Source organism: Actinacidiphila sp. bgisy160 (assembly GCF_057707815.1).
Map to the genome: position 1 here is coordinate 70,133 of NZ_JBYIQW010000039.1, position 6,359 is coordinate 76,491.

A 6,359-nucleotide genomic window follows, 5' to 3' on the forward strand; every position below is an offset into this window, starting at 1 on the left:
ACTCAGGCCATGACCAGCGCGGCACCGCAGGGCCTGCCCTTCCTCAAGGGGCACGGCACGGAGAACGACTTCGTGATCATCCCCGACCCCGACGGGGCCCTCGACCTGACCGCCGGGACCGTCGCGCGCCTGTGCGACCGCCGCGCCGGGATCGGCGGCGACGGGGTGCTGCGGGTCGTGCGGTCGGCGAAGCACCCGGAGGCCGCCGCCATGGCCGCGGAGGCCGAGTGGTTCATGGACTACCGCAACAGCGACGGCAGCATCGCGGAGATGTGCGGCAACGGCGTACGCGTCTTCGCCCACTACCTCCTGCGCGCCGGGCTCACCGGCGCCGGGGACGTCGCCGTGGCGACCCGAGCGGGCGTGCGCCGGGTGCGCATCGAAGAGGACGGTGACATCACCGTCGACATGGGCCGCGCCGCGCTCCCCGGCGGTGAGGTCGAGGTGGCGGTCGGCGAGCGCAACTGGCCCGCCCGCAACGTGAACATGGGCAACCCGCACGCTGTCGCGTTCGTCGACGACCTCGCCGACGCCGGCAAGCTGCTGGAGCCCCCGGCCTGGGCGCCCGCGACGGCCTACCCGGACGGCGTGAACGTGGAGTTCGTCGTCGACCGCGGCGACCGCCACGTCGCCATGCGGGTCCATGAGCGCGGCTCCGGCGAGACCCGCTCCTGCGGCACCGGCGCCTGCGCCGTCATGGTCGCCGCGGCCCGGCGCGACGGCCGCGACCCGGCCGTGACCGGCAGCCCCGAGACATACCGGGTCGACCTGCCGGGCGGCACCCTGGTCATCACCGAACGTCCCGACGGCACTGTCGAGATGACCGGACCCGCCGTGATCGTCGCCGAGGGCGTCATCGACCCGGCCTGGCTCGGCGAGCGCGGCTGAGGATCCACTCCGCGGACCCGGTATTCGCTCGAACGGGTGATGCCGATCACGCTGGGCGAGAGTGTGGCAGCGGCACGTGATGGGCTCGGTAGCATCAAGCACCGGCACGGAAGCCATCCCGCCGGTGGGTGACGCTGCCGGAGGTGCCGCATGAGACCGGACAACGCAGTGGAGACCGCCCCGGGCGCCGCGGCACGCAGGCGCATCCCCCGGACCGCGGACCTGCGCCGGCTCGGACGTGCGGCCCTGCTGGGCTCCGGCGGCCGCGCCGGCCGACTGCCGGACGCCATCGAGCACATCGCCAAGGTGCACCGCGACCGACATCCCGGCGCGGACCTCGCCATCCTGCGCAAGGCGTACGTGCTCGCCGAGTCCTCGCACCGCGGCCAGATGCGCAAGAGCGGCGAGCCGTACATCACGCACCCGCTCGCGGTGACCCTGATCCTCGCCGAACTCGGCGCTGAGACCACCACGTTGACCGCATCGCTGCTCCACGACACCGTCGAGGACACTGATGTGACGCTCGATCAGGTGCGGGAGGAGTTCGGCGAGGAGGTCCGTTTCCTGGTCGACGGCGTCACCAAGCTGGAGAAGGTGGACTACGGCGCAGCAGCGGAGCCCGAGACCTTCCGCAAGATGCTGGTCGCCACGGGCAACGACGTCCGGGTCATGTCCATCAAACTCGCCGACCGGCTGCACAACATGCGCACCCTCGGTGTCATGCGCCCCGAGAAACAGGCCCGGATCGCCAAGGTCACCCGGGACGTGCTGATCCCGCTCGCCGAACGCCTGGGCGTCCAGGCGCTCAAGACCGAACTGGAGGATCTGGTCTTCGCCATCCTCCACCCCGACGACTACCTGCGCACCACCGAACTGATCCTGGAGCACGCCGCCCTGCCCGATCCGCTGGGCGCCGTCGCCGAGGACGTCCGCAAAGTGCTCCGCGAGGCCGGCATCAGCTCCGAGGTCGAGGTGCGTCCCCGGCACGTGGTGTCCGTGCACCGGGTCCGGCTCAAGCGCCGCGGTGCGCAGCCCGGCGGCAGCGACTTCGGGCGGGTGCTGATCCAGGTCGCCGAGGACGCCGACTGCTACGCCGTCCTCGGTGAACTGCACACCTGCTTCACCCCCGTCATCGCGGAGTTCAAGGACTTCATCGCGGCGCCCAAGTTCAACCTCTACCAGTCGCTGCACACCGCCATCCGCGACGGCGAGGGCCGCATCGCCGAAGTCCTCATCCGCACACGGCAGATGCACCATGTCGCGGAGGCCGGGGTCATCGCGCTCGGCAACCCGTACGCCACCGGCGACGGCGCGGACTCCGACGAGGGCGAGCGCGCCGACCCCACCCGTCCCGGCTGGCTCGCCCGGCTGCTGGAGTGGCAGCGTGAGGCCCCCGACCCGGACTTCTTCTGGAGCACCCTGCGCGACGAGCTCGCCCAGGACCGCGAGATCACCGTCTTCTCCGCCGACGGCGGCACCGTGGGCCTGCCCGACGGCGCCACCTGCACCGACGCCGCGTACGCGCTGCACGGCGAGGGCGCCCACTCCTGCGTCGGGGTGCGCGTCAACGGCCGGCTCGCGCCGCTCGGCACGGCATTGAGGGACGGCGACACCGTCCAGCTCCTGATGACCGAGGCCACCGACGGGGAGGGGTACGGGCCCTCGCCCGAGTGGCTGGAGCACGCCCGCACCCCGGCCGCCCGGATCGCCATCGCCCGCTGGCTGGAGGCCCATCCGGTGGCCCCCGCCGAGCAGGAGCCGGCCGCCCCCGCCGTGCGCTCCGCCGCCACGGCCGCCCGCCGGGCCGCCGAACCGCTCGCGGACACCGACCCGCCCGGCGCCGCCGTCCGCATGGCCCGCTGCTGCACCCCCGTGCCGCCCGACGGGATCACCGGCTTCCCCATCCGCGGCGGCACCGTCGCCGTGCACCGCAGCGAGTGTCCCGTCGCCGCACGCATGGCCGCCTCGGGCCGCGCCACGGTCGCCGTCCACTGGCGCTCCGACGCCCCCGTCACCGGTCACCGGGCCACCCTCTACGCCGAGGCGCTCGGCCGGCCCCGGCTGCTCGCCGACCTCACGGAGGTGATCGCCACCGAGGGAGTCGCCATCGTCTACGCCGCCGTGGAGCCGCCGCAGGAGCACCGCGTACGCCACACGTACACCGTCGAACTGCCCGACCCGGGAGCGCTGCCCGCCCTCATGCGTGCCATGCGCGCCGTCCCCGGCGTGTACGACGTGTACCGCGCCCAGGAGGCCGTGGCCGCCGCGCAGCCGTAGCGGAGTACCCGATCGGGTGGGGTGCTGACGCGCCGCGCCCGGGCGGGCACGGGGCGCTGATAGCCGTATCCCATGATCGGATCCTTTGCGCGCCGTGCCACCGTCACCGCGGCGGCGGTGGTGGCGCTCACCGCGGCAGGACTGCCCGGCGACACGACGCCCGCAGGGCTCGGTGACCGGCTCTACCCCGAACTCGGCAACCCCGGGTACGACGTCTACGACTACGACATCTCGTTCACCTACCACGGCAACGACCGGCCCCTGGACGCGATGACCCGGGTCGACGCCCTCGCCACGGACACCCTGAGCCGCTTCTACCTCGACTTCCGCGGCGACGTCCGCTCCGTCGAGGTCAACGGCCGCCGCGCGGCGTTCCGCACCTGGCGCGAGGAACTGGTCGTCACCCCCGCCGTCCCGGTACCCCGCGGGGACCGCCTGCGGGTGACCGTCGTCCACACCAGTGACCCGGTGGCCAAGGGCGACACCGGCTGGATCCGCACCAAGGACGGTTTGGCCATGGCCAACCAGGCCGCCGCCGCCCACACCGTCTTCCCCTGCAACGACCACCCCTCGGACAAGGCCCGCTTCGCCTTCCACGTCACCGCGCCCGGCGATCTCACGGTCGTCGCCAACGGCCTGCCCGAGACGGCCGTCCGCAAGGGCCCCGTGACGACCTGGAACTACCGCACCGTCCACGTGATGGCCACCGAGCTCGCCCAGGTCTCCATCGGCCGCTCCACCGTCGTACGCCGCACCGGCCCCGGCGGCCTCCCGCTGCGTGACGTCGTCGGCTCCGCCGACCCCGACCGGGCCAAGCTCGACAAGCGCCTGGCGATGACCGCGGGGCAGATCGCGTGGATGGAGCAGCAGGTCGGCCCGTACCCCTTCGAGACGTACGGCATCCTCAGCGCCGACACCGTCACGGGTTTCGAGCTGGAGACCCAGACCCTCTCGCTCTTCGAGCGGCGGGTGCTGCTGGCCCGCGAGGCCGAGGCGGCGCCGGTGATGGTGCACGAGCTGGCCCACCAGTGGTTCGGCGACAGCGTCTCGCCCGCGACCTGGTCCGACCTGTGGCTCAACGAGGGGCACGCCACCTGGTACCAGTGGCGCTACGCCGCCGAGCACTACCACGAGCTCACACTGGAGCAGCTCGCCAAGGCCGCCTACGGCGCCGACGCGCGCCTGCGCCGTGACGGCGGCCCGCCCGCCGCCCCCAAACCCCCCGGCGTCGACGGCAAGCTCGGCATCTTCCGCGGCAACGTCTACTTCGGCGGGGCGCTCGCGCTGTACGCCCTGCGCCAGGAGATGGGCGCCGACGCCTTCCAGCGGCTGGAGCGGGCCTGGGTCGCCCGCCACCGCGACGAGGCCGCCTCCACCGGTGACTTCATCGCCCTCGCCTCCGAGGTCGCCGGCCGTGACCTCGGCGGCTTCCTGCGCGCCTGGCTCCACGGGCCGACCACGCCCCCGATGCCCGGCCACCCCGACTGGAAGCGCTCCGTGCCCGCCAAACCGGTGCACGGTCACGCGCACCAGGGCGAGGCGGGGAAAGTCGCGTGACCCGGCGGCGACGGGCGTGCGACCATCTACGTACGGCGACGACGGCGCGTCCGGACCGGGGGAATCCTCCGGGCCCGCGCGGCGTTGTCACCGTACGAGGGGCCGAGCGCCCCCGTTCCCGTCGATCTTCCGAGCAAAGGATCCAATGACCTCCTCTTCCTCCTCTTCTTCTGCTTCTTCTGCCCGCAGCCGCCAGCGCCTCCCCGAGAGCCTTCGGGCCGACGCCCTGATGGAAGAGGACGTCGCCTGGAGTCACGAGATCGACGGAGAGCGTGACGGCGATCAGTTCGACCGCTCCGACCGTGCGTCGCTGCGTCGGGTCGTCGGCCTCTCCACCGAGCTCGAGGACATCACCGAGGTCGAGTACCGCCGGCTCCGCCTGGAGCGGGTCGTGCTCGTCGGGGTGTGGACGGACGGCACGGTGCAGGACGCCGAGAACTCCCTCGCGGAGCTCGCCGCCCTCGCCGAGACCGCCGGCGCCCTGGTCCTGGACGGTGTCATCCAGCGCCGCGACAAGCCGGACCCGGCCACCTACATCGGCTCCGGCAAGGCCCAGGAGCTGCGCGACATCGTCGTGGAGACCGGCGCCGACACCGTCGTCTGCGACGGTGAGCTCAGCCCCGGCCAGCTCATCCACCTCGAGGACGTCGTCAAGGTCAAGGTCGTCGACCGCACCGCGCTGATCCTCGACATCTTCGCCCAGCACGCCAAGAGCCGTGAGGGCAAGGCCCAGGTCTCCCTCGCGCAGATGCAGTACATGCTGCCGCGGCTGCGAGGCTGGGGTCAGTCGCTCTCCCGGCAGATGGGTGGCGGTGGCTCGGGTTCCGCGGGCGGCGGCATGGCCACCCGCGGTCCCGGTGAGACCAAGATCGAGACCGACCGGCGGCGCATCCGCGAGAAGATGGCAAAGATGCGCCGCGAGATCGCGGAGATGAAGACCAGCCGCGACCTGAAGCGCCAGGAGCGCAAGCGCCACAAGGTGCCCTCGGTCGCGATCGCCGGCTACACCAACGCCGGCAAGTCCTCGCTCCTCAACCGGCTCACCGGGGCGGGCGTCCTGGTGGAGAACGCGCTGTTCGCCACCCTGGACCCGACCGTGCGCCGGGCCGAGACCCCGGGCGGGCGGCTCTACACCCTGGCCGACACCGTCGGTTTTGTGCGGCACCTGCCGCACCACCTGGTCGAGGCGTTCCGCTCCACCATGGAGGAGGTCGCCGAGGCCGACCTCATCCTGCACGTGGTGGACGGCTCGCACCCCAACCCGGACGAGCAGCTCGCCGCCGTGCGCGAGGTCTTCCGTGACGTCGGCGCGCTGGACGTGCCGGAGATCGTGGTGATCAACAAGGCGGACGCCGCCGATCCGGTGCTGCTGCAGTCCCTGCTGCGCCGTGAGAAGCACTCCATCGCCGTCTCCGCCCGCACCGGGCGGGGCATCGCGGAGCTGCTCGGCATGATCGACGACGAGCTGCCGCGGCCCGCCGTCGAGATCGAGGCCCTGGTGCCGTACACGCGCGGTGCCCTCGTCGCCCGCGTCCACGCGGACGGCGAGGTGCTCTCCGAGGAGCACACCGGTGAGGGCACCGTGCTCAAGGCGCGGGTGCACGACGAGCTCGCGGCGGAGCTCGAACCGTTCGCGC

General features: G+C 72.7%; 4 protein-coding genes. All 4 read left to right on the forward strand.

Annotated elements, in window-relative coordinates; all coding sequences use genetic code 11:
* The first annotated feature begins 9 nt into the window (after positions 1-9).
* Positions 10-888, forward strand: a complete 879-nt coding sequence (gene dapF, locus AC3EUJ_RS26375; protein WP_431965489.1) for a diaminopimelate epimerase — start codon at positions 10-12, stop codon at positions 886-888.
* Positions 889-1,038: 150 nt separating this feature from the next.
* A complete protein-coding gene (locus AC3EUJ_RS26380) occupies positions 1,039-3,165 on the forward strand; it encodes a RelA/SpoT family protein (RefSeq protein ID WP_431965491.1) in 2,127 nt (708 codons plus the stop codon).
* Between the two features lie 72 nt (positions 3,166-3,237).
* Positions 3,238-4,722: a M1 family metallopeptidase gene (locus tag AC3EUJ_RS26385; protein WP_431965493.1), complete on the forward strand. Its 1,485-nt coding sequence runs from the start codon at positions 3,238-3,240 to the stop codon at positions 4,720-4,722.
* A 145-nt stretch (positions 4,723-4,867) separates the two neighbouring features.
* Positions 4,868-6,359: GTPase HflX (gene hflX / locus AC3EUJ_RS26390; protein WP_431965495.1), on the forward strand; the 1,492-nt coding region annotated here is incomplete at its 3' end.